General features: G+C 72.3%; 24 protein-coding genes. 12 read left to right on the forward strand and 12 right to left on the reverse strand.

Annotation, left to right across the window (positions count from 1 at the left end; translation table 11 throughout):
* Position 1: 1 nt before the first annotated feature.
* The 6 genes from AB0M02_RS38675 to AB0M02_RS38700 all read right to left on the reverse strand — a co-directional run bounded on the left by AB0M02_RS38675 (position 2) and on the right by AB0M02_RS38700 (position 4,446).
* Positions 2-964 (reverse strand): MoxR family ATPase, encoded by a 963-nt coding sequence (locus AB0M02_RS38675; protein ID WP_364236522.1) that lies wholly within the window; start codon positions 962-964, stop codon positions 2-4.
* Positions 961-2,238, reverse strand: a complete 1,278-nt coding sequence (locus tag AB0M02_RS38680; RefSeq protein WP_364236524.1) for a DUF4350 domain-containing protein — start codon at positions 2,236-2,238, stop codon at positions 961-963. The genes AB0M02_RS38675 and AB0M02_RS38680 overlap by 4 nt, the downstream gene beginning before the upstream one ends.
* Positions 2,235-2,780, reverse strand: a complete 546-nt coding sequence (locus AB0M02_RS38685) for a DUF4129 domain-containing protein (protein WP_364236526.1) — start codon at positions 2,778-2,780, stop codon at positions 2,235-2,237. Before AB0M02_RS38685 ends, AB0M02_RS38680 begins: the two co-directional genes overlap by 4 nt.
* The gene (locus AB0M02_RS38690) at positions 2,777-3,646 is read right to left on the reverse strand and encodes a hypothetical protein (RefSeq protein WP_364236528.1); all 870 of its coding nucleotides are present in this window, start codon (positions 3,644-3,646) and stop codon (positions 2,777-2,779) included. The genes AB0M02_RS38685 and AB0M02_RS38690 overlap by 4 nt, the downstream gene beginning before the upstream one ends.
* A gap of 213 nt (positions 3,647-3,859) precedes the next feature.
* Positions 3,860-4,180, reverse strand: a complete 321-nt coding sequence (locus AB0M02_RS38695; protein ID WP_364236531.1) for an STAS domain-containing protein — start codon at positions 4,178-4,180, stop codon at positions 3,860-3,862.
* Positions 4,177-4,446 carry a GlsB/YeaQ/YmgE family stress response membrane protein gene (locus tag AB0M02_RS38700; protein ID WP_364236533.1) on the reverse strand — a complete coding sequence of 90 codons (270 nt, stop codon included), beginning with the start codon at positions 4,444-4,446 and terminating at the stop codon, positions 4,177-4,179. The genes AB0M02_RS38695 and AB0M02_RS38700 overlap by 4 nt, the downstream gene beginning before the upstream one ends.
* A 132-nt stretch (positions 4,447-4,578) precedes the next feature.
* On the opposite strand from AB0M02_RS38700, the gene AB0M02_RS38705 reads away from it, so the two are divergent.
* From AB0M02_RS38705 to AB0M02_RS38725, 5 genes are all read left to right on the forward strand, one after another.
* Positions 4,579-5,262 (forward strand): response regulator transcription factor, encoded by a 684-nt coding sequence (locus tag AB0M02_RS38705; protein ID WP_364236535.1) that lies wholly within the window; start codon positions 4,579-4,581, stop codon positions 5,260-5,262.
* Complete coding sequence (locus AB0M02_RS38710) at positions 5,259-6,599, forward strand: HAMP domain-containing sensor histidine kinase (RefSeq protein WP_364236538.1); 1,341 nt, start codon at positions 5,259-5,261, stop codon at positions 6,597-6,599. The genes AB0M02_RS38705 and AB0M02_RS38710 overlap by 4 nt, the downstream gene beginning before the upstream one ends.
* Positions 6,600-6,674: 75 nt before the next feature.
* Complete coding sequence (locus AB0M02_RS38715; protein ID WP_364236540.1) at positions 6,675-7,181, forward strand: GerMN domain-containing protein; 507 nt, start codon at positions 6,675-6,677, stop codon at positions 7,179-7,181.
* Between the two features lie 13 nt (positions 7,182-7,194).
* Positions 7,195-7,935 (forward strand): VOC family protein, encoded by a 741-nt coding sequence (locus tag AB0M02_RS38720; protein ID WP_364236543.1) that lies wholly within the window; start codon positions 7,195-7,197, stop codon positions 7,933-7,935.
* Positions 7,936-7,937: 2 nt separating this feature from the next.
* A complete protein-coding gene (locus AB0M02_RS38725) occupies positions 7,938-8,903 on the forward strand; it encodes a hypothetical protein (protein WP_364236545.1) in 966 nt (321 codons plus the stop codon).
* 384 nt (positions 8,904-9,287) lie between these two features.
* On the opposite strand, the gene AB0M02_RS38730 is transcribed toward AB0M02_RS38725, so the two are convergent.
* Genes AB0M02_RS38730 through AB0M02_RS38740 form a run of 3 tightly spaced genes read right to left on the reverse strand, consistent with a single transcriptional unit; the run spans position 9,288 to position 12,449 of the window.
* On the reverse strand, positions 9,288-11,570 hold the full coding sequence (locus AB0M02_RS38730; protein ID WP_364236548.1) for an SDR family NAD(P)-dependent oxidoreductase: 2,283 nt from the start codon (positions 11,568-11,570) through the stop codon (positions 9,288-9,290).
* Positions 11,570-12,154: an HAD family phosphatase gene (locus AB0M02_RS38735; protein WP_364236550.1), complete on the reverse strand. Its 585-nt coding sequence runs from the start codon at positions 12,152-12,154 to the stop codon at positions 11,570-11,572. The genes AB0M02_RS38730 and AB0M02_RS38735 overlap by 1 nt, the downstream gene beginning before the upstream one ends.
* A 10-nt stretch (positions 12,155-12,164) precedes the next feature.
* Positions 12,165-12,449, reverse strand: a complete 285-nt coding sequence (locus AB0M02_RS38740) for an antibiotic biosynthesis monooxygenase (protein ID WP_364236551.1) — start codon at positions 12,447-12,449, stop codon at positions 12,165-12,167.
* A 116-nt stretch (positions 12,450-12,565) separates the two neighbouring features.
* On the opposite strand from AB0M02_RS38740, the gene AB0M02_RS38745 reads away from it, so the two are divergent.
* Positions 12,566-12,913, forward strand: a complete 348-nt coding sequence (locus AB0M02_RS38745; RefSeq protein ID WP_364236554.1) for a CU044_2847 family protein — start codon at positions 12,566-12,568, stop codon at positions 12,911-12,913.
* Here AB0M02_RS38745 and AB0M02_RS38750 read toward each other — a convergent pair.
* From AB0M02_RS38750 to AB0M02_RS38760, 3 genes are read right to left on the reverse strand one after another with little or no spacing between them, the layout of a single operon-like run.
* Positions 12,877-13,569, reverse strand: a complete 693-nt coding sequence (locus AB0M02_RS38750) for a hypothetical protein (RefSeq protein ID WP_364236557.1) — start codon at positions 13,567-13,569, stop codon at positions 12,877-12,879. The two genes, AB0M02_RS38745 and AB0M02_RS38750, sit on opposite strands and share 37 nt — an antisense overlap.
* 43 nt (positions 13,570-13,612) lie before the next feature.
* Entirely contained in the window at positions 13,613-14,416 is an 804-nt protein-coding gene (locus AB0M02_RS38755; RefSeq protein ID WP_364236559.1) for an IclR family transcriptional regulator C-terminal domain-containing protein, read from the reverse strand.
* A gap of 4 nt (positions 14,417-14,420) precedes the next feature.
* Complete coding sequence (locus tag AB0M02_RS38760; protein WP_364236562.1) at positions 14,421-15,857, reverse strand: amidohydrolase family protein; 1,437 nt, start codon at positions 15,855-15,857, stop codon at positions 14,421-14,423.
* A gap of 153 nt (positions 15,858-16,010) precedes the next feature.
* Between AB0M02_RS38760 and AB0M02_RS38765 the strand changes: the two genes are divergently transcribed.
* From AB0M02_RS38765 to AB0M02_RS38790, 6 genes are read left to right on the forward strand one after another with little or no spacing between them, the layout of a single operon-like run.
* Entirely contained in the window at positions 16,011-17,144 is a 1,134-nt protein-coding gene (locus AB0M02_RS38765) for a CoA transferase (RefSeq protein WP_364236565.1), read from the forward strand.
* Positions 17,129-17,899, forward strand: coding sequence for a citryl-CoA lyase (locus AB0M02_RS38770; protein ID WP_364236567.1), 771 nt, complete (start codon positions 17,129-17,131; stop codon positions 17,897-17,899). Before AB0M02_RS38765 ends, AB0M02_RS38770 begins: the two co-directional genes overlap by 16 nt.
* A gap of 18 nt (positions 17,900-17,917) precedes the next feature.
* The gene (locus AB0M02_RS38775) at positions 17,918-18,781 is read left to right on the forward strand and encodes an extradiol ring-cleavage dioxygenase (protein ID WP_364236569.1); all 864 of its coding nucleotides are present in this window, start codon (positions 17,918-17,920) and stop codon (positions 18,779-18,781) included.
* A complete protein-coding gene (locus tag AB0M02_RS38780; protein ID WP_364236571.1) occupies positions 18,778-19,140 on the forward strand; it encodes a hypothetical protein in 363 nt (120 codons plus the stop codon). The genes AB0M02_RS38775 and AB0M02_RS38780 overlap by 4 nt, the downstream gene beginning before the upstream one ends.
* Positions 19,137-20,099, forward strand: a complete 963-nt coding sequence (locus tag AB0M02_RS38785; protein ID WP_364236574.1) for a zinc-binding dehydrogenase — start codon at positions 19,137-19,139, stop codon at positions 20,097-20,099. Before AB0M02_RS38780 ends, AB0M02_RS38785 begins: the two co-directional genes overlap by 4 nt.
* A 54-nt stretch (positions 20,100-20,153) precedes the next feature.
* Positions 20,154-21,461, forward strand: coding sequence for a hypothetical protein (locus tag AB0M02_RS38790; RefSeq protein WP_364236576.1), 1,308 nt, complete (start codon positions 20,154-20,156; stop codon positions 21,459-21,461).
* The last annotated feature ends 63 nt before the right edge of the window (positions 21,462-21,524 follow it).

Here is a 21,524-nt window from a genome sequence, read left to right on the forward strand (position 1 = left end):
CTCAGCGCGGGGCCGGGACGGTGGCCAGGACGCCGGCCAGCGTCGCCTCGACGGTCACCCCGTCGAGTTCGGCGTCGGCTCGCAGACGGACACGGTGCCGCAACACGGGTACGGCGAAAGCCTTCACGTCGTCCGGAATGACATAGTCCCGGCCGTTCAGCCACGCGTACGCCTTCGACACCGCCAGCAGCGCCGTGGCCCCACGAGGCGACGCCCCCAGCTCCAGGGCGGGCATCGTGCGGGTGGCCCGGCACAGGTCCACGATGTACGCGAGCACCGGCTCCGCCACCCCGACCCGCTGCACCGCCGCCCGTCCCGCGGCCAGTTCCGCCGGGCCGGCCACCGGGGTCACTCCCGCCGCCTTCAGGTCACGCGGGTCGAAACCGTGGTGGTGCGCCCGCAGCACGTTCAGCTCGTCGTCGCGCTCCGGCAGCGGCACGGACAGTTTCAGCAGGAAGCGGTCCAACTGGGCTTCCGGAAGCGGGTACGTTCCCTCGTACTCGATGGGGTTCTGTGTGGCCGCGACCAGAAACGGCTGCGGAAGCGGCCGCGGGGTGCCGTCGACGCTGACCTGGCGCTCCTCCATCGCCTCGAGCAGCGCGGCCTGCGTCTTCGGCGGCGTCCGGTTGATCTCGTCGGCGAGCAGCAGGTTCGTGAAGACCGGACCGGCCCGGAAGTTGAACGCCGCCGTCCGCGCGTCGTAGACCAGCGAACCGGTCACGTCGCCGGGCATCAGGTCGGGCGTGAACTGGACGCGCTTGGTGTCCAGGCTGAGCGCCGCCGCCACGGCCCGGACCATCAGGGTCTTGGCGACACCGGGTACGCCTTCGAGCAGCACATGCCCGCCGCAGAGCAGCGCCACCACGACACCGCCGATCACCGCGTCCTGTCCGACGACGGCCTTGCCGACCTCGGCGCGCAGGCGGCTCAGCGCGAGGCGGGCCTGTTCGGATTCGGACGTCACGGGTTGTCTCCTTCGAAGCGGCGAATCAGGTCCTGTACCGCGCGGGCGGCGGCCACGAGTTCTTCGTCGGTGCGGGGCGGGTCGCCGCCGTCGAGGACGTCGTGGACGTGGGCGGCGGGCAGCCCGGCGTACGCGGCGATCCGGTCGGCGGGGGCGTCGTGGGGCAGGTTGAGGTGCGCGGTGATCCGGGTGCGGGCGGCCTCGCGCAGGATCGCCAGGGAGCGGCCGCGGGCACGGGCACGGGCGTAGAGGCGGCCGTGGCCGAGCATCGTCTCGTGCGCGGGTATCCGGGAGGGCAGGGGTTCGGGGACGGGGGTGCCGAGGCGGCGGGCGGCTGCGGCGGCGAAGGCGATCGCGGCCAGGACGATGAGGATGGCGGTGGCCCAGAAGGCGGGTGGGAAGGCCTGGGCGAGGGGACTGTCCTGGAGCGACTGGCCGTCCCCCTCCTGCTCCCCGGGAGTCGGGGCGCCGGTTTCGCCGGGTTCACCGGGTTCACCCGGAACGCCTGGATAGCCCGTCGACCACGGATACGGCGAGGCCGTCGCCTCCGCTTCCGGGCCGAACGTCGGTTCCGGTTCGGGTTCGAAAGAGGGCGCCGGCGGCTCCTCCACCGAGTGCAGGTCCAGCCAGATCACCCGGGAATTCCCCCCGAGCAGCCCGACCGCCAGATCCAGGTTCGAATACTCCCCCACCCGGTCGTTCCGGAAGGGATCCGCCGCGCCCGCGAGCGTCACCGCGTACCCGTCTCGCTGGAACCGCATCACCCCGCCGGAGTAACAGATCAGCGCCCCGTCGTCCGCATAGACCCGCCGCAGGACCGCGGCACGCCCCGCGACCACCTCCGTGCAGGCTGAGTCGGTCACGCCGGCGGCCCACCGGGTCCGGGCAACCTCCCCCGGCCACCCCCGCGAGTCCAGAATGTCCTGGTCCGGCGCCACCAGCACCAGCCGCGTCCCCGCCGGGATCCCCGCCGCCTCGGTCAGCGTGGGAAGGTGCGCGAACTCCGGCGCGGGGATGAACACCGTCGCCGGCGCCGACCCGTCGCGCAACGCCGAGACCGCGTCACCGGTCGATGTCAGCACCGACACCTGAACACCGCGGTCCCGCAGCGCCTCCGCCACCCGGGACCCGCCGATGTCCGCCCGGCTGCCCGGCGCCAGGAACGCCGGATCTCCCGGGTCGGCCTGCTGGAGCGCGTGGACCGTCAGCGTGAACCCGAGCACCCCGGCCAGCACCAGGAACGGCAGGGTGGCGCGCATCCGCCGCGACCTCACCGGTCACCTCCCAGCGCCGAGCGCACCTCGCCGGTCAGCGCGCGCATCCGTTCGTCCTCGTCGGCGCGTGCGGGCAGCCGCCCGTACCAGACCTGCGAGAACAGGTCGGTGGCGCCGCCGAGTGCGGGACCGAGCGGCGGGAGTTCGGCGGCGGCGATCGCGCTGAGCTCGGCGGCGGTCCAGCCGGGCTGCGGCTCGATGACCCCGGCGTGGGCAAGATCGGTCACGGTGTCCCGCAGCCGCTCCCGGATCGCCTCGGCGTAGCGGCCCTCCGCGGCCAGCCGGTCGGCCAGCGCCAGATCACGCGCGGCGCCGGCCGGGGTGCCGATGACCGCCGGCTCAGGCTTCCTCGCCGCGCGTTTCGGCCGCTTTGGGCGCTTGGGCAGCCTGAGTCGCGGCATGCGCAAGCGCACCTTCAACCATCTCGGGTACGAGTACCACAGCACCGAGGTCAGCAAGGTCACCGCGAACAGGAGCAGCAGCATCACCCGTGGTGGCACCACGTCCAGGACGGACGCCACCCGTTCGTCGTACCACCTCACCGCGGCGCCACCAGCACCGCCGCGTCGTCCTCGCCCCGGCTGCGGCTCCGGTTGATCGCTATGTCGAGGCCTTCCGTGCGGATCCGCGTCTCCACCAGCAGCACCGCGTCGAGGCAGGCCAGGGCCGCGTACGCCACCGCGTTCGCCAGTCCCCACGCGACCGGGACCGCCCAGGTCACCCAGTCACCGCGCACCGCGCCGCTGAACGCCGTGGCCACCGCGAGCCAGCCGGCGCCGAGGGCGAGCCGCACCGCGAACCAGACGAAGTATCCGAGCAGCCGGATCCAGAACGCCCGGCCGCCGTCCCGGGCGGCCAGTGCCGTGGCGCGGGCCAGCGCGCGGAACGGCCCCCGCACCCGGTCCAGCGTGAGCACCGGGGTGGCCAGCCCCCACAGTCCGTAGAGGACCAGCCACGGCGCGAACCCGAACAGCGCGGCCGGCCAGGCGAGCACGGCCAGGATCAGGGCGATGACCAGGACCGGAAGGGGCCGGGTACGCCTCAGCAGCGCGCCGTGTGGCACCTTGCGCCCGAGCAGCGCCGGCCCGACGGCGGCTCCCGTGAACGCCCCGAGCACCGCGATCACGACCGTCTCGATCGTGACGCCGGTGGCGACGATCAGCCACCACGGCCCGATGTCGTCGTCCCATCCCGGCAGGTAGGCGGGCGTGACCAGCCCGGCCTGATCCCGCATCACCCCGAGCACCACCTGCTCCAGCGCCGACAGCACCACCGCGATCGACAGCAGCGGCAGAGCACGCTCCCGCAACAGCGCGGCCGCCGCGTCGAGCACCTCACCTGCCGTCATCGCCCGCAGCGGCAGGGCGGGCGGGGTCCGCGTCTCGTCACCACCCGCGCCACCCCGCATTCCGGCGATCCTAGGTGATCACCCCCACCCCCGCGGCCCGGGTGCGGCGCCCTCCCTCCCGCGCCCCGGGCAGTGCCACCGCGAGCTTCGGCCAATTTCGCCTCCGGACGGTGCTGAGTGGTGGGGCCGGGCTGCCATCGGGGGCAATGGTGGCGGCCCGGCCCCGGATCGGCCGCCGGGGTGGGTTCGGACGACGGCGGCCGGGCTGCGGGTTCAGGTGGCGGGTGACTCTCCCAGGACCGGGAAGACGCCGTCGAGGCGCATCGTGTGCAGGACGGTCTGTACGAAGCGCGACGGTGCCGCCAGTGAGACCGTGCCGCCGTGCTGGCGTGCCTCGCGGTGGGCGCGGACCAGCAGGCTCAGGGCGGCCGGTTCGATGGTGTGCACGGCGTGCAGGTCGACGACCACGTGGCGGCCCGCCGCGGCGGCGGACATGAGGGCCGGGCGGAGGGCCTCGGCCACGTCGTCGGCCAGGTCGGCGAGGGGAGAGAGGACGACGCGGTCCTGCTCCTCCCGGAGTTGGAAGGCGGTCATCGCAGCTCCCGGGTGCGCCCGGCGGTGGCGGTGACCAGGCCGACGGCGGCGGTGGCGAAGAGGACCTGCAGCAGGACGTCGGTGGTGCTGAGGCCGGGGCGGCCGGGGTTGGCCAGCCGGATGACGATCGTCGCGAGCAGGGCGGCGCCGACGCCCACCGACGGGGCGAGCCAGAACGGCAGGCCGCGGCGCCGGGCCACGAGGTGACCGGCGAGGCCGGCGAGGAGGCCGACCGCGACCCCGGCGGCGATGCTGCCCGCTGTCATGCGACGACCCCTTCCGGAACGAAACATCGGCAGGTCAACAGCAAAGCTCGCGGTCTCTGCGAACCCGGCCCGGCTTGATGACAGTTCCGTGACAAAGTGGTCGCGACCGTTCCCGCACGTCAGACTCCGGTTATGACCGCCGTGCTGCTGATCGAGGACGACGACCGGATCCGCCTCTCCCTCACGATGGCGCTGGAGGACGAGGGCTACACCGCGTATTCGGCCGCCACCGCCGAGGAGGGCCTGGCCGAGCAGCGGCGGCTGCGGGCCGACACGGTGCTGGTGGACCTGATGCTGCCGGGGATGGACGGCTACGAGTGCATCCGGCGGCTGCGGCGCGACGACGAGGTGCCGATCATCGTGGTGAGCGCCCGCGACGACACGCACGACATCGTGGCGGCGCTGGAGGCGGGCGCCGACGACTACGTGGTGAAGCCGGTCGCGGTGAAGGAGCTGGCGGCGCGCCTGCGGGCGTTGCGGCGCCGGGCCCGGGCGGCCTCGGCGGCGCCGGCGATCACCGAGCTGACATTCGGCGAGCTGCAGATCAGGCCCCAGGCAGGGGAGGTACGGATGAACGGCACCCCGGTCCCGGTGACGCGCACCGAGTTCCGCCTGCTGTGCGAGCTCGCCGACCACCCCGGCCAGGTGCTGTCGCGCCAGCAGTTGCTGCAGCGGGTCTGGGGATACGAGTTCGGTGACGAGCGGGTGGTCGACGTGCACGTGGGCCGTCTCCGTCACAAGATCGAGAAGGACAGCGGCAGTCCGCGGTACCTGGTCACGGTTCGTGGCCTGGGCTACAAACTCCAGGCGCCGTGAGACCCGTCGGCCTGCGTACCAAGGTCAGCGCCGCGTTCGCGCTCGGCGCCCTGCTGTTGTCCTCGCTGGTCAGCCTCGTCTCGTACGAGCTGATCCGCACCACCCTGTTCGCCGAACGGGAGCGCACCGCGGTCCGCACCGCCTACTTCGACGCGGCCGTGGTCAACACGAGCATGGCCCCCGCGGAGGCGCTGCGGTCCCTGGAGACCGGCGCCGAGCGCTACGTCCTGCTGCACGCCGGCGGCCGGTGGTTCGCGCGGACCGCCGAACAGGGCGCCGGCTCCGCGGTCCCCGCCACCCTGCAGAAGCTCACCGCGGACGGTCAGGCCGGAGCCCAGCGCATCCGCCGCGACGGTGAACCGGCCCTGGTGGTCGGCATCCCGCTCGCGGGCGGTTCCACGCTCTACGAGGTGGTCTCCCTGCGCGAGCTCGACCGTACGCTGCAGCTGCTCGCCCTGGTCCTGGCCGCCGTCGCCATCATGATCGCGGCCGGCGGTGCCGCGGTCGGCTGGTACGTCACCCGCCACGCCCTGCGCCCCCTCGCCCGGGTGGCCGGAGCCGCGCACGGGATAGCGGTCGGCGACCTCGCGACCCGCCTGAACCCGGACACCGAACCCGACCTGGCGCCGCTGTCGCACGCCTTCAACGACATGGCCGACCGGCTGGCGGGCCGGCTGGAGCGCGACCGCCGGTTCGCCGCCGACGTCAGCCACGAACTGCGGTCGCCACTGCAGACCCTGGAGGCCGCGGTCAGCGTCGTCGAACGCCGCCGCGACGGCCTGGACGAACGCTCCGCGGCGGCGGTCACGCTGATCTCGGCCGAGGTGGCGCGGTTCCGCAGCCTCGTCGAGGACCTGCTCGAACTGGCCCGCAGCGACCAGCCGGTCCACCGCGAACCCGTCGACGCCGCCGAACTGGCCAGGGCCGTCTGCCGCTCCCGCGACCTGCCGGACACGCTGGTCGAGCTGCTGCCGGAGACACCGCCGGTGTGGCAGGTCGACCGGCGCCGCCTCGAGCAGGTGCTGGGCAACCTGCTGGACAACGCCGTCCGTTACGGCGGCGGCCCGGTCGCGGTCCGGCTGGGTGCCGCCGGGACGACGTGCTTCGCCGAGGTGGACGACGAGGGACCGGGTGTCGCCGAGGAGCACCGGCCGACGATCTTCGACCGGTTCGTGCGGGGGCCGGCCGCGGGTGCGCGCGGTGGCACGGACGGCACCGGCCTGGGGCTGGCCATCGTCGCCGAGCATGCCGCCGCACACGAGGGCCGGGCGTCGGTGCGGGACCGGCCAGGTGGTGGGGCACGCTTCCGGGTGGAGCTTCCGGGAGGTGCGTCCTAAATGGGGGTACGGGAGAAAGCGCGTGCTTTACGCGTACCGTTGCTGGCTCTTGCCCTTGCGCCGGCGGCCTGTGGCGTGCCCGCTCAGAGTGAGCCGCACCCGGTCGATCTTCCCCGTGCGCCGCTCAACAGCAGCCCGTCAGCGCACCCTGTAGCCGGACCCGCCGGTGAGGTCGCGGAGGTGTTGTGCCTGGTCCGCGACGGTGGCCTCACGCAGACCGTGCGCCGCGTGGGTGCCGTGCCGACCCGGCAGCAGCAGCTCGACGACCTCTCCGCCGGGCCGACCGCCGCGGAGAGACGTTCCGGCCTGACGTCGGCGCTGACCGGGCTGTCGCTGATCGTGCGCGCGCCACTCGGCGAGGACGACGTGACGGTGGAGGTCACCGAGGCGGACGAGGGCACCGCCCGGACCGACGAGATGCTCGGCTACGCGCAGATCGTCTGCACGCTCACGGCCCGCTCGGACGTGGGCTCGGTGGTCTTCACCCAGGACGGCGAACCGCTGCGCGTGCCCCGCGCGGACGGCTCGCTGACGTCCGGCCCGGTGCGCGGCTGGGACTACCGGACGCTGATCCGCTCGTAGATATCATCGCGGGGTGGCCCTTCGGATCGGTCAGCTGAACTTCAAGGCCCGCGACGCGGCGGCCCTCGGACGGTTCTGGGCCGCGGCGCTCGACTGGGAGATCTTCAGCGAACGGCCGGGCGCCACGGCGGTCGGCCCCGCCGGATTCACCTGGCCGGACCCGGTCGTGGTCTCCCTCGACTTCATCGCGGTCACGGACCCGCCGGCGGTCGCGGACCGCGTGCACCTCGATCTGGGGACCACGTCGCTCGCCCACCAGGCCGCGCTGGTGGAACGCCTCGAGTCACTCGGCGCCGTCCCGGCGGATGTCGGGCAGCGCGACGTCCCGTGGACGGTCCTCGCCGACCCGGAGGGCAACGTCTTCTGCGTCCTGGAACCCCGAGAGGTCTATCAGGACACCGGCCCGATCGCGGCGATCGTGGTCGACTGCGCGTCGCCTCGGGTCCTGGCATCGTTCTGGCAGTCCGCGACGGGGTGGACCGTGCGCGAGGTGAACGACGACTACGCCGGGTTGCGGTCTCCCGGTGGCGGCCCCTGGCTGGAGTTCCTCCGCACGTCCGATCCACGCGTGCGCAACCACATCCACCTGGATCTGGTGCCGTCGCCGGGTCAGGAGGCCGAGGTGGCGCGGCTGAGGACCCTGGGCGCGTCGGACGCGGACGTCGGTCAGGGCGACGTCCCCTGGCGGGTCCTGACCGACCCGGAGGGCAACCAGTTCTGCGTCCTCGGCCCGCACGTCCTCGGCCCGCACTGACGATGGACGCGGTCGTCGAGGCGCTGCTCGCCCACCCCGAACCGGCCGTCCGCTGGCAGGTACGCACCCGCGTGCTGGGCGAGCCGGACCCACCCGGTCTGCGCGCCGAGATCCGCGACTCCGCGCTGGTGCGCCGCCTGCTGGCGCCGCTCGGCCGGCCGGACGCGCCCGGCGTCTACGCCAAATGGCAGGGCGCGCACTGGGTGCTCGGCGCGCTGGCCGACCTCGGCTACCCGCCCGGCGACGAAGCCCTGCACCCACTCCGCGAGCAGGTCCTCGCCGCGTGGCTGCACGACGACTTCTATCGCGAGGTGGCGGTCACCTCCAAGGCGGCGAGCTACCGGCACGCCGGGGTGCCGGTGATGCGCGGCCGGGCCCGCCCGCACGCGTCCCAGCAGGGCTACGCGCTCTGGTACCTGGTCACGCTCGGGCTGGCCGACGAGCGCTGCGAGCGGCTGGCCGAGCGGCTGCTGCACTGGCGGTGGCCCGACGGCGGCTGGAACTGCGACCGGAACCCGGAGGCCGGCACGTCGTCGTTCTTCGAGACGCTGTTGCCGATGCGCGGGCTGTGGGCGTTCGGATCACCCGAGGCCCGGGCGGCCGCCCGGGAGGCGGCGGCTGAGGTGTTCCTCCGGCGGCGGCTGGCGTTCCGGGCCGGCACCGGCCAGGTGATCCGCCCGGAATTCCTCAAACTGCATCACCCGCTGTACTGGCACTACGACATCCTCGGCGGCCTGCGCGGCATGGCCGAACTGGGCCTGCTCGGCGACCCGCGCTGCGCGGACGCCCTCGACCTGCTGGAGTCGATGCGGGTGGACGGCGGGTGGCCGGCACACGCCCGGTTCTATCGGACGTCCACCGAGATCGGCCTGCATCACGACAGTGTGGACTGGGGCGGGACAGGCATTCGCCGCCCGAACCCGTGGGTGACGACAGCGGCGCTGGCGGTCCTGCGGGCCAGGACGTGACCCTGGCGTGGCCAGCCACCGGCGGTGACCCGGTGCACCCTGTGCTACCCGTCGCCGTCGCCGCCGTGACGCGGTAGCACGCAACGAGATCTTGGAGAGTTCGGCCCATATTCGCACCCGAACTCTCCAAGATCTGGGCCGGACTACCCTCGACGGGAGCAATGAGATCCGATTTTCACAGCGGGCCGACGAGGGTGCCTCGTTGCGGGACGGTGTGGACCAGGCTTCGCTCGCGGAGCAGGTTGACGGCGCGCCGCCCCACTCGGCGTGCATGTCGCTTTCGATGGGGATGCGGTCGTGAGCCTCGAGCCGTCCGGTTCGAATGTCGTCTTTTCGAACTGATGACCTGCTGGCTGCCATCGGCGGTGTGACCCCGTGCTTGTGTCAGATCGGCGGGGAGCGTAGCGGTTTGCCGGTTGCTGTTCTTGGGAGTTCGGGGACGACGGTGATGTCGCGGGGGCGTTCTGCCGGGGAGAGGCGGGTGCTGAGCCAGGCGCGGAGCTGGTCGGGGGTCAGGGTGCGGCCGGGAAGGAGCTCCACGGTTGCCCGCAGGCGGTGGCCGAACTCCGCGTCCGGGACCGGTTCCAGCAGGACATCCGAAACATCCGGGTGGCTGGTGATGGCGGCGCCCACCGGTGCGGGATAGACGTTCTCGCCACCCGACACGATCATGTCGTCGAGGCGGCCGTCGACGAAGAGGCGGCCGGCCAGGTCGAGATGGCCCAGGTCGCCGGTGCCGAGCCAGTCGCCGTCCGGGTGCCAGCCGTTGACCTGGATCTCCCCGGTCCGGCCGGGCGGCAGCGGGGTGCCGTCCGGACCGGCGACGCGGACGCGGACGCCCCGTGGAGCGCGGCCGACCGTACCCGGTGCCGCCCGCAGATCCGCCGGTGTGGCCATCGCGGCCCAGCCCGCCTCCGTTGTCGCGTACATGTTGAAGGTCAGGTCTCCGAAGCGCTCCCGCAGCCGCTCGCAGAGGTCCGGGGTGAGCGCGGCGGCGCCGCTGACCACGGCTCGCAGGGTGGGCAGCGGCACGGGTGGCAGGTCGCAGATCCGGCGCAGCTGGATGGGCAGCGCGAACAGCAGGCCGGCGCGGTGTTCGGCGATCGCGTTGAGGATGCGGGCCGGGTCGCCGCCGGGCACGAGGACCACCGGCGCGCCGAGGGCCAGGCCGGCCGAGAGGTAGGTCAGGCCGTACCCGTGATGCGGTGGTGTCGCCACGACGATCGGCTCGCCGGGGCGGACCGGGGTGAGGCGCAGGTGGGTGGTCACCGGGCCGAGCAGCATGCCGACCGGCAGGGGCCGCGACACGCTGCGGGGTGTCCCGGTCGTGCCGGAGGTCAGCACGAACATGCGGCCCGGCAGCGGCCGCGGCCTGTGCGGTTCGGCGGGGGCGAGCAGCTCCGGCCAGGCGATCGACGGAACGTCGGTCACGGTCGCGCCCGGCTCGTGGACGTGGGCGGCGGCCCGCTCCCGGTGCAGCACTTCGGTGAGGCGGGCGGGTGTGAGATCCGGCGGCAGCAGGACCACGTCGGTGCCGAGCCGGGCCAGCCCGATCGCCGCCGCGACGAACCCGCGATGGCCGTCACAGGCGAGCCCCACCCGGTCACCCGCCCGCAGGCCGATCTTGACGACAGCGTTCGCCGCGACCGTGCCGGCGAGGGCGTCCAGCGCGGGGTAGGTGACCGGACCGTCCGCGTCCACCAGCGCGATCCCGGTGGCCGGTCCGGCGGCGAGGGCGGTGGCGAGGCTGCGCCCCTGGCGGGCGGCGCGGGCGAGCCGGACCAGCCGGCCGGGACGCAGGAGCCCTCGCAGTGGCAGGACCACGTCAGCGACGCTCATCCCGAGTGACAGGACACGTTCGACGGTGCGTGGCATCATCGCCGAGACGACGCCACCGAGGCGGGCCCACCACGGCCACCAGGACCGGCGGTGCGCCACCGAACGGCACACGATCTCGGCAGCCTCGGCCGCGGTCATCATCGGGGCTCGCTCATACTGCGGCGTGGGCGCGCTCATCCGGGTGCGGACCAGACCGAGGTACGCGGCGCTGACCGTCACCCGGTCCCGCCGCATCTCGACGGCGGCGCCGCGCAGCCAGGTGTCGAACGCGGCCTTGGACGAGTGATATGCCGACCAGTTCGGCGTGTGCATGGACAGCCCGGCCGTGGACACGTTGACGATGTGCCCTCCCCCGGCCGCCCGCATCGCCGGCAGCAGGACCAGCAGCAACTGGACCGGCCCGAGGTGGTTGACGCCCATCGTGCGCTCGACGTCATGGAACCGGTCGGCGGTGTCCGCGACGGAGCGCCGGATCGACCGTCCAGCGTTGTTCACCACGACGTCGATTCGCGGGTACCGCGCCACCAGGTCGGCGGCCAGCCTCGCGGCCGCTTCCGGAGAAGAAAGATCAGCCTGATGTACGAACGCGCGCCCACCCGCCGAAACGATCTCCTCCCGCACCCGCTCCAGCCGCTCCACCGTGCGCGCCACCAGCAGCACGGTGGCACCGGCCGCCGCCAGACGCCGCGCGGTCGCCTCGCCGATGCCCTCGGAGGCCCCGGTCACCAGCACCGTCCGCCCGCCGACAGCCGCCCGCAACCGCCGCTCCCGAACCCCGCGCCCGCTGATCCCGGCCGCGATCCGCACCCACCGCCTGACCAGCCTCATCACGCTCGGGCCCGGAGCAGAAGCGCGTCGACCTCGCGGATGACCTGAGCCGTCTGCTCGAAGAGGACGCCCCGCATGCCGTAGTCCCGCGCGCTGTCGACGAGCGCGGGCGAGTCGTCCACGAAGACGATCTCGCCGGGCGCGGCTCCCACGCGGCGGCAGGTGAGGTCCCAGAGCCGCGGGTCGGGCTTGTTCATCCCGGCCTCGTGCGAGTAGATCAGCTCGTCGACCAGGTCACCGAACCCGTAGGCCGCGTGCTCCCGCTCCCGCGCCCCGACGAAGCTGTTGCTCAGGATCCCGGTCCGGCATCCCGGGCGCAGCGTCCGGACGTACGCGATCAGCTCGGTGTTGGCGGCACCCAGGTACTGCCGCCACATGTCCGCCATGACCCCGTCGACCTGCTCGGGCGTCATCTCGAGGCGCTCACCCATGGCACGGCGCACCTCGGCCTCGGTGACCCGCCCGACCTCGCCGGCCTCCCAGAGGTCCGCCAGCACGGTCCCGTCCGGATCGACATCCCCGAGGTCCATCGGCTCGACGAGCGCCAGCACGCCACCCACATCGAAAACCACCGCTCGAACCATGATCGGAACTCTAGGGGGTGTCGCCCTCCTCCGAGCCGATGAGATCGCTGATCGGAGCGAAGAACGCGGCGATCCCGGGGAGGTTGGCGCCCTTGGCACGGGAGGCCGCGAAGTCCTCCGGCGACTCCCAGACCACGATGTCGAGCCACTCGTCGTCCGGGAGGCGGACCAGGCGCGCCTCGACGAAGCCGGCCCGGTCGGCCCCGAAAGCGGCGAGCATCCCGGGGCGGGCCCGCAGCAGTTCGTCCGCGCGGCCGGGGTGGGTCCGGAATCGGGTGAGTTCAACGGTCGTCATGCGATCATCATATAGTCCATTTCTATGACCGTCCAGTTATTGGACTAATTGTGACAGGCGGCGCTGCGCTAGGTTGACCTGGTCCGCAGACGCCCACGGCCGGGAGGCGCCCGCCCATGTCCGAACCGATCGTCCGCGTGGAGACGCGCAGCCCGCTGTCCGGCAGCGACGGCCGCCAGATCTCCGCCCGCCGCTACGGCACAGCCGAACTCACCCAGCGCGAGTCGGACCTCCAGGCCGCGATCCGCTCCGTCCTCGGCGCGATGTCCCAGGCGGTCCGGAACGCCCCGGCCACCGGCCTGACCGTCGGCGAACTGGAGGTGGGGTTCAATGTGGCCTTCGCCCCGGAGGACGGCGTCTATCTCTGCTCGTCACCGGCTGAGGCCACGTTCGAGGTGAAGCTCTCCCTGAAGCTCGCCGACACCCCTCAGGGCGCCGATCCGGGCGGAGCGGCCGGCGGCTGAGTGCCTCCAGACGGCGCCGGACCAGCGGGCGGGGCGGGCGGCGCGGCCTGAGTGGGCGGCGCGGGCTGAGCGGGCGGCGCGGCCTGAGTGGGCGGCGCAGCCTGAGCGGGCGGCGCAGGCGGCGCGGCGGGCTGAGCGGGCTGAGCGGGCTGAGCGGGCTGAGTCTGGGCGGGTGGGAGTTTGGGGATGCCGCGGCGGCGGGAGAGGCCGAGTTCGGCTCGGGCCTCGCGGCGGAAGGTCCACTCCGCCTGGCGGCAGGCCTCGTCGACGTCGGGCCACGTCCTCCCCCGGCGGTCCCACAGGTCCTGGGCGGTGTCGTGCAGTGCCTCCAGGGCGACCGCCGCCTTGTTCTTGCGGGTCAGCAGGACCGCCCGCGAATACGCCGTGAAGAGATCGTCGCCCGCCTTGCGTGCCGCGCCCGGATCCACCCGGAGCCTGCCGTGCTGGTCATAGAGCCCCCACGCCACATGAAACGTCTCCGCCACCCGCGCATAAGCGATATGCCGGATCTCATCCCATTGGCGCCGCCGCTGGGACCGCGCACCCAGCAACTGCGTGAGGAGCGCGGCGATCATTCCGCCGATGATCGCGCCCGAGGCGCCCAGGATCCCGGCGTAGAGGGCGGCTTGCGGCTGAGTCAGCTCGTTCCACGACACCGGCCGATTATCCGATCCGGACGGTCCGCCGGGAACCCTCAGATCAGACCGTGACGGCGGGGATGTGGGCGGTCAGGGCCCAGTCGTGGCTGATGTCGGCGGCTGTTCGCAGGAGGCGGGGCAGGTGGTCCTCGAGGAGGGTCTCCACCGAGGTCTCCGCCGCGTGGACGGTCACGTTCACCGCGGCGATCACGCGGCCCTCGCCGTCGCGGACGCCGGTGGCCACCGAGCGGATGCCGGGTGCGAGGTCCTGATCCGCCAGGGCCCAGCCTTTGGCGCGTACCTCTCGCAGGGCGGTGCCGAGCTCGGCGGCCGAGGGCTGCCAGCGCGGCGTGATGCCGGAGCGGGAGGGTTCGGCGAGCGTGCCCGCCAGGTCCGCCGGCGGCAGGGCCGCCAGCAGGACCTTTCCCATCGAGGTGGGCGGTGCGGGAAAGCGGGTCCCGATACTCACCCCCAAGGTCACGATCTTGGGTACGGCCACACGCGCCACGTAGACGATGTCGCTCCCGTCCAGCTGTGCCATCGAGGACGACTCGTTCGTCTGCGCGACGAGCCTCTCCATGTGCGGGCGCGCCACGTCCCACATGTTCAGCGAGTGCACGTACGCCATGCCCAGCTCGAGCACCCGGGGCGTGAGCGCGTATCCGCGGCCGTCGGCCCGCACGTACCCGAGTTGTTCCAGCGTGATCAGGATCCGGCGGACCGTGGGCCGCGCCAGCCCGGTGAGCGACGCCAGCTCGCTCAGCGTCATGGCCGGGGTCCCGGAGCGGAAGGAGCGCAGGACGTCGAGCCCCCGGGCGAGCGCCTCGATGAAGTCGGGACCCGCGCCCCTTCCGATGTCGGTCATGTGCTCAATGCTTCCATTGGGCCGAACCGGCGTCGTAGTCGGTGTACTGGTAGGGATTCTCCAGCACACTCGTCTCCGGGATGTCCGGGTTCATGCCGCGCTGCCAGGCCTGTTCGCCGAGCGTCTCGCGCAGGTGGTCGAGGGTGGCGCCGACCTTGGCGCGGGCCGCCGCGAGATCCGTGCCGACGAGCTTGCCGTCCTGCTTCACGATCCTGCCGCCGACCAGCACGGTGTGCACGTCGCCGCGCTGGGCCTGGAAGGCGACGTGACCGTACGGGTTCAGGATCGGGAACATGGCGGGCGACGTGTCGTTCTTGATCAGCACGATGTCCGCCTGCCGGCCGGGCGTGAGCGCGCCGACGGCCGAGTCCATGCCGAGGGCCCTGGCACCGCCGCGGGTGGCCCAGTCGACGACGTGCTCCGCCCGCAGGTGGTGATGGGTGACGGTCTCCTGCTTGCCGTGCGCCTCCATGTGCTCGCGGACCCGGTCGGCGCTGAGCGTGGTGCGCATCGCGGTGAACAGGTCGCCGCTCCACCAGACGCTGGTGTCCATCGACAGCGACACCGGAATTCCGTGGTTGCGCAGCTGCCAGGTGGGCGGGTAGCCCTGTCCGGCGCTCTGCTCGCTCTCGGTGGAGACCGAGACCGAGCCGCCGGTCGCCGCGATCCGCTGGTACGAGTCAGCCGCGAGGGTGGCGGCGTGCACGTAGACGGTGCCGGGGGCCATGAAGCCGTTCTCGTACATGAGCCGGATGCCGTCGTCGTTGGTCGCGCCCCAGACACCGGCGTGGGTGGTGACCGTGACGCCGAGTTCGCGGGCCACCTCGAACGCCGCCTTCTCCGGGAACGCCGGGTCGCCGGTGACGTCGAAGGCCATCTGGAAACCGGCCAGCTTCCCGCCGTCGATCCGCCGCCGGTGGAAGTCGCGGAACGCGTCGGAGGTGGACCACTCCCACGGCCCCTGCTGGATGTTGCCGTACGCCAGGACGAACCGCCCCGGCACCGCCTCCAGGGCGTCGACCGCCGCGTCGGCGTGGTCGGCGCTCTGCAGGCCGTGCGACCAGTCGACGGTCGTGGTGACGCCGGCGTCGATCGCCTCGATGGCCGACAGCAGGTTTCCTGCGTAGATGTCCTCGGGACGGAAGTGTTTGCCGGACTCCAGGTAGTACCAGACGAAATACTGGGTGAGTGTCCAGTCGGCGCCGTAGCCGCGCATGGCGGTCTGCCACATGTGCCGGTGCGTGTCGATCATGCCGGGCATGACGATGCCGCCGGTGGCGTCGATCTCGACGGCGCCCTCGGGTGCGGTCAGGCCGTGGCCGATCTCCGCGATCCGGTCGCCGACGACCAGCACGTCGGCGCCGGGAAGCACCGTGTGGGAGTCGTCCATGGTCAGAACCAGGCCGTTGCGCAGCAGCACGGGCCGGTCGTTCGCGCTCATCAGATCCCCTCTCGGACAGTTGTCCGCTGTGCGGACAGTGAGGTGGCGTCAGTGTGGTCCCGGTCACGAATCCTGTCAATCATGCGTTGACACTTCGCTCCTCAGCGCGCAAGCTGATCCAGCGGACGAGTGTCCGCAGAACGGGCGGTGACGATGACGCAGCACAGAGGGCCGCTGGAAGGCCTGCTCGTGGCGGACTTCTCCCGGATCCTCGCCGGGCCGTACGCGACGATGCTCCTGGCCGACCTCGGCGCCCAGGTGATCAAGGTGGAGGGCCCCGCCGGGGACGACACCCGCACCTGGATGCCGCCGGTCCGTGACGGCGTCTCGACGTACTACCTGGGCATCAACCGCAACAAGCGCTCGATCGCGCTGGACCTCAAGGACCCCGGCGACCGGGCCGCCGCGCAGGAACTGGCCCGCCGCGCCGACGTGCTGATCGAGAACTTCAAGCCGGGCGGGCTGGCCCGGTTCGGCCTCGACTACGAGTCCGTGGCGCGGGCCAACGAGCGGGTGATCTACGCGAGCATCACCGGCTTCGGCGCCGGCAAGGGTGCCGACCTGCCCGGGTACGACCTGATGGTCCAGGCGATCTCCGGGCTGATGAGCCTCACCGGCGACCCGGACGGCTCGCCGTACCGGGCCGGGATCTCGGTGTTCGACGTGATGACCGGGATGCACGCGAACATCGGCATCCTGGCCGCGCTGCACCACCGTGAGCAGAGCGGCCGGGGCCAGCACGTCGAGGTCAACCTGCTGTCGTCGGCGCTGTCCGGCCTGGTCAACCACTCCAGCGGGTACGTGGCCGGCGGCACCGTGCCGTACCGGATGGGCAACGCGCACCCGAGCCTCTTCCCGTACGAGCCGCTGCCGGTGGCCGACGGCGAGCTGATCGTGATCGCCGGAAACGACGGACAGTTCCGCAAGCTGTGCCAGGTCCTGGGCGTTCCGGAGCTGCCGGAGGACCCGCGCTTCGGCCGCAACCAGGACCGTACCGCCAACCGCGAGCAGCTCCGGCCGCTTCTGGTGGAACAGCTCGTCAAACGCACCCGCGACGAGTGGTTCCGCGACCTGATCGCGGCCGGGGTGCCGTGCGCACCGATCAACACCATCGACGGCGGGGTGGCGCTCGCCGAGGAGCTCGGCCTGGAACCCGTGGTCGAGACCGGCGGCGTGCCCGGCGTCCGCAACCCCATCACCTTCTCCGAGACCCCGGCGCGGTACGAACTGCCGCCGCCGGGGCTGGGCGAACACGGCGAGGAGATCCGCGAGTGGCTGAAGAACTAGCCTTCCCGACCGGCCTGGGCACGTCGGACGAGACGACGATCTCGCTCCTCGGGCAGGACCTGACCGAGGACCTGATGGGCAAGGTCGGGTTCGGTGAGCTGGCGTTCTGGCTCGTGGCGCGGCGACGGCCGACACCGGGACAGTGCCGGGTGTTCGAGGCGGTGCTGGTCGCCCTGGCCGACCACGGGTTCACCCCGACCGCGATCGCGGCGCGGCTGACGTACCTCTCCGCCCCGGAAGCCCTGCAGGGCGCGCTCGCCGCCGGCCTGCTCGGTGGCGGCTCCCGGTTCCTCGGGGTGACCGAGGACTGCGGCCGGTTCCTGGCGGAGACGCTCGAAGAGGCGGGCACGGTCGAGAACTTCGACGACCTCGCCCTCGACGCCGTGCGGGCCGCCCGCGCGCAGGGCCGGTTCGTGCCCGGACTCGGCCACCCGGTGCACAAGACGCAGGACCCGCGCACCCCGGTGCTCATCCGGATCGCCAAGGAGGAGGGCTGTTACGGCCCGCACCTGGCGCTGTTCGAGGCCATCGGGCGGGTCCACGACCAGGTGCTGAAACGCAGGCTGCCGCTCAACGGCGCCGGCGTGTGCGGCGCCGCCCTGGCCGACCTCGGCCTCCCCGTCGACCTGCTGCGGGGGTTCGCGCTGCTGGCCCGCGCCGCCGGGCTGCTCGGCCACCTGGCCGAGGAACGCCGCCGGCCCCTCGGCATGGACGTGTACCTCACCGTCGACCGCAACGCGGTATACGAACCCTGATCACCGAGAGGACCCTCCATGGCCAGCATCGTCGCGGTCATCGCCTCCACACATCACCCCTTCTACTACCGGGCCAGCACCGCCACCGGTGCGGACCGGCCCCCGTTCGCCGACGAGTGGACCCGCAAGATCCTGGCGTTCCGGGAGACGCTGACCCGCGCCAACCCGGACGTGCTCGTCATGGTCGGCTCGGACCACTTCCACCAGCTGTGGCTGGACAACATGCCGCAGTTCCTGGTCGGCAAGGCGCCGTTCTACGACGCCAACTGGTACAACGAGGAGCGCGAGTTCGGCCTGCCGAAGATGCTGCTCAAGGGCCAGGAGGACCTGTCGTCGCACATCCTGCGGGCCGGGCTGGACGAAGGTTTCGACCTGGCGTTCAGCAACGAGCTGCGGATCGACCACAGCATCACCTGCCCGATCATCACGCTGCGGCCCGAGGCGGACCTGCCGATCGTGCCGATCTACACAAACATCTTCGCGCCGCCGCTGCCGCAGCCGTCCCGCTTCGTCAAGCTCGGCGAGACCATCCGCACCATCGTCGAGTCGTGGCCGTCGCACCTGCGTGTCGCGATCATCGGAACCGGTCACCTCTCGCTCGAGCTGGGCGGCCCGCGCCAGTTCGGCCCGCACGGGCCGGACCCCGAGTTCGACCGCCGGGCCGTCGAGTGGATCGCCACCGGCGACCTCGACAACTGCCTGCGCGAGGTGACACTGGACAGCCTGCACTCCCCCGGCAACGCCACACACGGCTTCATGGACTTCATGCTGATGATGGGCGTGGCCGGCGCCGGCGCGAAGGCCGACCACGTGGACACGCTCGACCTGTTCCACACCATGGAGGCGTACTTCACCTGGTACCCGAACGGAGCGCCGGCATGAGCAAGTACCTGCTGAACAAGTTCCTGTACACGGTGGACCGGGACCCCGACCTGGTCGAGCGCTACCGGTCCGAGCCGGCCACGTTCGTGACCTGGTGGGAGGAGAACCAGGCCAACGCGGTGCTCAACTGCCACACCGGCGAGGCCAGCACGTGGTTGCGCTTCACGGACGACGAACGCCAGGCGCTGGCCAACCATGATCATGTACGGTTGTTCGAGCTCGGTTCGCACCCGTTCCTGACGCTGACGTTGTTCATCGCGATGTTCGAGCGGGACAACACCGAGCCGCTCGAATACCAGAAGGCGTTCGGCGCGCGTCTTCAGCACTTCGACCTCCCGTACCCGGACATCGCGACGTGATCCGGGCGGCCGTCCTCACCGTCTGCGGCGAGCCGCCGGCGGTCACCGCGCGCCCCGTGCCGATCGCGGGCGCGGGCCAGGAGCTGGTCACGGTCGCTGCCGCGCCGATCACTCCGCTGGACCTGCTCTGCGCATCGGGTACGAGCTATTTCGGTACGCCGGCGACTCCCTACATCCCGGGAGTACAGGGAGTCGGGCACCGGGTCGACGGGACGCCGGTCTGGTTCGCGACCCCGGCCGGGATGCGCCCGGGAGACGGCAGCATGGCGAGCGCGGTCGCCGTACCGTCCGAAGATGTTGTTCCGCTGCCCGAGCGGGTGCCCCTCGCGGGTCTCGCCGCGCTCGGCCTGTCGGCCGTGGCCGCCCACTCGGCTCTCACCCGGACCGGTGGCCTGGTCGCCGGTGAGCAGGTCCTGGTCCTCGGAGCCGGTGGCGTGGTCGGGCAGGCCGCGGTGCAGCTCGCCCTGCTCTGCGGCGCCCGGCGGGTCATCGCCGTGGCCCGCTCGCGGGAAGCCTGCGTGCGGGCCCGGGAGCTGGGCGCGGCGGCCGCGGTGACCCTCGAACCGGACGACGACGTGGCCGGGCTGGCGGCCCGGCTGAAGGAGGCGGCGGACGGCCCGGTGGACCTCGTCCTCGACCCGGTCTTCGGCGTGCCGGCCGCGGCGGCGCTGCGCGTGCTGGGACCGGGCGGCAGGCTGGTGAACCTCGGCGGCTCGGCGTCACCGACGGCACCGTTCGACTCGGCGTCGCTGCGGAGCGGGTCGCTGCGGATCCTGGGATACACCAACAACGCGCTGTCGATCGTGGAGCGCGATGAGTCACTCGGTGTCATCGCGGGATTCGCAGCGGCCGGAAAACTGTCGGTGGCCCACGAGGTGGTGCCGTTCGAACAGGTGGCGACGGCCTGGACACGCCAGGCCAGCGGCGCCGCGACCGGGCGTATCGTGCTCACGTTCTGACCCCACGGACACGCTGTCCGGCAGTACCCGGCGCGGGCCCAGTGAGGTGGGCCCATGCTACAGGAGTCCGTGACCGCCCCACCCGTCACCGATGCCGACCTGGACCGGGTCGCCCGGGCCCGGTTCGCCGCCTGGCTGCTCGGCGCGCGCGGCGTCTATCAGCGCCTGTTACGGCAGACCGTGGAGTCGGAGTTCGCGCGGGCCCGGACGGCGTTCCGGGGCACCGAGGGCGACGCCGTGGCGGAGGGCGCGGCGCGCAACGCCGTCATCGGCATCAACTCCTACCAGGTGTGGCGGCTGGTCCTGACCGATCAGGAGAACGTCGACAACGTCCTGGCCCGCGCGGTGCTGTCCATCGCCACCGGCTGCCTGCTGGGCGCGGCGCACTTCGTCTGGCAGGACCCCTCCTGGACCCGGCTCGTGCCGGCTGCCGTCTTCGCGGGCATCGCGGTCGTGACGGCGGCGTTCGTCTTCGGGCTGGCCATCGCCGCGAGCGAGTCGCGGGTGCCGGGCAGCAAGCGGATGCGCAACGCGCTCGGCGCGATCTTCTTCGGCGCCGCCGGCATCCTGCTGGCCTACCTCTACCAGGAGGACTCGTTCTGGAGCGACGCGGTCTTCACCGGTGCCGCCTCGGCCACCGGATGCCTGTTCCTGCTGGCCGTCGGCGCCCAGATCGCGCGCGTCACGGTCGGCATGATGTACCGCTACACCTGGTCACGTTTCCCGGCCGAGGAGATCGTCCAGAGCCTGGCGATGACCCTCACCGACCTGGACCAGGCAACGGCCTCCTTCCGCGATCCGGAGGACTTCCCCAGCGCGGTCTACCACCAGATCAACGCCGGGCTGTCGCTGAACCACGTGGCCGACTGCATGGAGCGGTACCTGCCGCGAGCCATGGGCCTGGCCGAGAAGCCGGCCCTGAGCGCGGTCGTGCTGCCCGGCCTGACCGGTGCGGCCAACCACACGCGGGCGCTCGCGCAGCGCTGCCTGCTGCCCGGGCCCGGCACGCACGACGCGCTCCGCGACGACGTGTCGGAGCTGCTGGTCCACGCCGCTCGCGGCCACTGGGGAGCGTGGGAGTCCCGTACCGTGCCGGAGCCCGCGCACACGCCGAGGCGGCGCACCCGGCTGCCCGGCGCGACGATGCTGCGGCTGGCCCCGGTGCTGCTGGTCTTCGCCGGGCTGATCCTGCTGTACCGCAACTATCCCAGGTCGAGCCTGCTCGAACCGGAGATCGTCGGCCCGATCGCGGCAGCCGCGTTCGTCTATCTCACCTCGATGCTCGCCACCGGGGTGAGTCCACGTCACAGCGAGGTCTCCCCGCCGGATTCGACCAGCCAGGGGCGGCAGCGCGGGCATTGAACAAGAAGTAATCCGTTACGGATGAGGTCAGGGAGCGCGGTTGGCGGTGCACTGTGCGAAACG

It is taken from the genome of Actinoplanes sp. NPDC051861, from assembly GCF_040681145.1.
Lineage (GTDB): Bacteria > Actinomycetota > Actinomycetes > Mycobacteriales > Micromonosporaceae > Actinoplanes.

Bases quoted from the DNA above. Each gene is read 5' to 3' on its own strand.
- AB0M02_RS38690 (WP_364236528.1), bottom strand. From the start codon at position 3,646: ATGCGGGGTGGCGCGGGTGGTGACGAGACGCGGACCCCGCCCGCCCTG.
- AB0M02_RS38705 (WP_364236535.1), top strand. From the start codon at position 4,579: ATGACCGCCGTGCTGCTGATCGAGGACGACGACCGGATCCGCCTCTCC.
- AB0M02_RS38760 (WP_364236562.1), bottom strand. From the start codon at position 15,857: ATGAGCGCGAACGACCGGCCCGTGCTGCTGCGCAACGGCCTGGTTCTG.
- AB0M02_RS38730 (WP_364236548.1), bottom strand. From the start codon at position 11,570: ATGAGGCTGGTCAGGCGGTGGGTGCGGATCGCGGCCGGGATCAGCGGG.
- AB0M02_RS38740 (WP_364236551.1), bottom strand. From the start codon at position 12,449: ATGACGACCGTTGAACTCACCCGATTCCGGACCCACCCCGGCCGCGCG.
- AB0M02_RS38755 (WP_364236559.1), bottom strand. From the start codon at position 14,416: ATGACCGACATCGGAAGGGGCGCGGGTCCCGACTTCATCGAGGCGCTC.
- AB0M02_RS38735 (WP_364236550.1), bottom strand. From the start codon at position 12,154: ATGGTTCGAGCGGTGGTTTTCGATGTGGGTGGCGTGCTGGCGCTCGTC.
- AB0M02_RS38725 (WP_364236545.1), top strand. From the start codon at position 7,938: ATGGACGCGGTCGTCGAGGCGCTGCTCGCCCACCCCGAACCGGCCGTC.
- AB0M02_RS38745 (WP_364236554.1), top strand. From the start codon at position 12,566: ATGTCCGAACCGATCGTCCGCGTGGAGACGCGCAGCCCGCTGTCCGGC.
- AB0M02_RS38790 (WP_364236576.1), top strand. From the start codon at position 20,154: ATGCTACAGGAGTCCGTGACCGCCCCACCCGTCACCGATGCCGACCTG.
- AB0M02_RS38695 (WP_364236531.1), bottom strand. From the start codon at position 4,180: ATGACCGCCTTCCAACTCCGGGAGGAGCAGGACCGCGTCGTCCTCTCT.
- AB0M02_RS38700 (WP_364236533.1), bottom strand. From the start codon at position 4,446: ATGACAGCGGGCAGCATCGCCGCCGGGGTCGCGGTCGGCCTCCTCGCC.
- AB0M02_RS38780 (WP_364236571.1), top strand. From the start codon at position 18,778: ATGAGCAAGTACCTGCTGAACAAGTTCCTGTACACGGTGGACCGGGAC.
- AB0M02_RS38765 (WP_364236565.1), top strand. From the start codon at position 16,011: ATGACGCAGCACAGAGGGCCGCTGGAAGGCCTGCTCGTGGCGGACTTC.
- AB0M02_RS38775 (WP_364236569.1), top strand. From the start codon at position 17,918: ATGGCCAGCATCGTCGCGGTCATCGCCTCCACACATCACCCCTTCTAC.